Source organism: Oscillibacter sp. KLE 1745, assembly GCF_000469445.2.
GTDB classification, from domain to species: Bacteria; Bacillota; Clostridia; order Oscillospirales; family Oscillospiraceae; genus Oscillibacter; species Oscillibacter welbionis.
Map to the genome: position 1 here is coordinate 85,873 of NZ_KI271715.1, position 2,468 is coordinate 88,340.

A 2,468-nucleotide genomic window follows, 5' to 3' on the forward strand; every position below is an offset into this window, starting at 1 on the left:
CGGGCCGCACGGAGAATCTCCGCGCGGCCCGCCGTTTGACATGGGCTGCGTCCTGGCCGGGCGATTCGGCCGGACCTGCCTGCATCTGTCCTGGGCCCTCTCTGTCACGCCATGGCGCGGTGGAGGAAGGTCATGATCTGCGCCCGGGTGCAGGTCGTGCCGGGCTCAAAGGTAGTGGAAGTGGTGCCCTGGGTCACTCCGCTCTCCACGGCCCAGGCCACCGCGTCCGCATAGTACGCACCTTCCGCCACGTCCCGGAAGTCATGCGTCCCGGATGCTGCGGGAGAGCCCTCGGCCCGCCACAGCAGCACCGCCGCCTGAGCGCGGGTGCAAACCCGGTCCGGGGCAAAGGCAGTCTTGGTGACGCCGGAGGTGATGCCCTGCTCCACAGCCCACAGAACTGCCTTATAATAGTAGCTGTCGGGGCTCACATCCGTGAAGGGATTCTCCTTTTCGGACGGCTCAGGAGAGCCGTTTGCCCGCCACAGGAAGGTCACAAGCTGGGCCCGTGTGCATCCGCGGCCCGGGGCGAAGGCCGTTCCGGTGACACCGGAGGCGATCCCCTGCTCCACAGCCCACCGGACCGCATCGTAATAGTACGCGCCGCTGTCCACATCTGTGAAGGGCAGCTCCGTCTGCTCCCCGGAACGGACGAAGGACGCGGACACGGTCACCCCGCCGCCGGGCATGACGAAGGTATAGCGTCCCTCCCCCGCGTTCTGGACCGGGACTGCGCCGTCCTGGCTGTCGGTGACAGTCAGCTTCTTCAGCTCGTATCCGTCATCCGGCGCCGCGGTGATGGTCACCGTCTCACCCTCGTCGGCCCGACCGGCACTCACCTCCAGGGAGCCGCCGGTGACCCGGTCCACAGTAATGAGATGCTCGCCGTCCTCGGACTTCTCAGTCCACCGGGCGTACAGGGTTGTGTTTGCGTCGAAGACGGTATCGGCAGTAACTGCAGTGCCGCCGTCGGCGGCGGTGTACCAGCCCGCGAAGGCGTAGCCGCTCCGCTCCGGCGTGGGAAGCGTCCCCACGGCTGCGCCGCTGGTGGCTGCCATGGCGGCCGCGCCGGCGGCGCCCTCGCCGAGCTCCAGGGTCAGGATGATCGTCCGGTCCGGGTCAATGAAATCCTCCAGCTCTGCAGTGGCAAAGCTGCCGCCGGTGACAGAAATGCTGCCGGAGCCGCTGTTGGCCACCTGACCGGTCACAGTGCCGCCGGAGATGGTGATCTCCGCCGCGGTGTCGTTGACTACGCTGCCCACGGTGCCGCCGTTGATGGCGATGGTTCCGCCAGTGGAGCCGCCCTGCGTCTTGATGTTCTGATAGCTGCCGCTCTCCACGGTCAGGCTGCCGGAGGCATCCTGACCCTCAAAGACAATGGAATCCCCCTCGGCAATAGCAGCGTTCGCAAAGGTGACGCGGCTGCCCCGGTCGATGTTGACGCCCCACTGGTTTCCGGAGGTGGTCAGGCCGTCCACGGACAGCTCTGTGCCATTGACCACCAGGGCGTACCAGCGGCAGTTGGAGATCTCCGCGTTCTCCAGGGTCACCATTCCGGCGTGGTAGATGTTCAGGCCGTGCTTGGCGGCACTGCCGCCGTCAAAGGTCACATCCCGCAGCGTCACCTCGGCGCCATCCTGAAGATTGAGGAGGCTGGGGCCGGTGCCATTGTCGCCGGAGACAGAAAATGTGCCCGCCTTCGCCCGGATGGTATGGCCGCTGCCGTCCAGAGTCAAGTCCTTGGACAGCGTCAGCGCTCCCTGGCCGTTGACCAGGCCGGAGGCGTCCAGCTCCACGTCCCGGAGCAGCCGGATGGTGGCGCCCTCTTCCGCCTGGGCCACTGCCTCCGCCAGGGTGGCATACTGAGTGCCGTCGATATCCGCGGTGTTTTCCGTTTGGACGCCGTCCTCCCCGGCCCCCTCCGTCATGGTCTGGACCTGCCCGGCGGCAGACGTACCAAACATCCCCTCCGCCGCCTGGGCATTGGCCGGCAGCATGGAGGCCAGCAGGCTCAGAGTCAGCAGTCCGGTAACAAGTTCTCGCTTCATGTGTGTAGATTCCTCCCGATTGGTTTGTAGGTATCGGCGCTTTGAAGCGGGCACTCTCCGTCCGGTCCGAAAAGGGGCCTTCCCAGATGTAGAAATTCTGCCAAATCATTGCGGATTCTGTCAAAAAGCCAAGCAGGCAGCGGAAAATCCGGCCTCAAAAGCACGGTTCACATCCTAACACAGCGGGGCAGAGCCACGCAAGGGCTTTCCGGATTTTCCAGATGACTGGAAATACCTGGCACATCAGCCGCATCTATTGGGCCGCAGTGCATCCGGCAAAATATGCTGGAACGATCCGGGCGCCGCGCCAGACATTCCCGGCAGCGCAGAGCCGGCTCCCCAGCTTGGAGGGCTCCGGTGAGCCGGCGGGCGGCAAGGCATGTGAAAGCCCCCGGCGGACCGGAACGTGTCCGGTCCGCC

At 65.6% G+C, this 2,468-nt stretch carries 1 protein-coding gene; it reads right to left on the reverse strand.

What is annotated here, in order from left to right; genetic code table 11:
* Nucleotides 1–104 precede the first annotated feature (104 nt).
* Nucleotides 105–2,048, reverse strand: a complete 1,944-nt coding sequence (locus HMPREF1546_RS07085; RefSeq protein WP_021748854.1) for an S-layer homology domain-containing protein — start codon at nt 2,046–2,048, stop codon at nt 105–107.
* Nucleotides 2,049–2,468 lie beyond the last annotated feature (420 nt).

Excerpts from the sequence above, each read along its gene's own strand:
- HMPREF1546_RS07085 (WP_021748854.1), bottom strand. The coding sequence starts at position 2,048 with ATGAAGCGAGAACTTGTTACCGGACTGCTGACTCTGAGCCTGCTGGCC.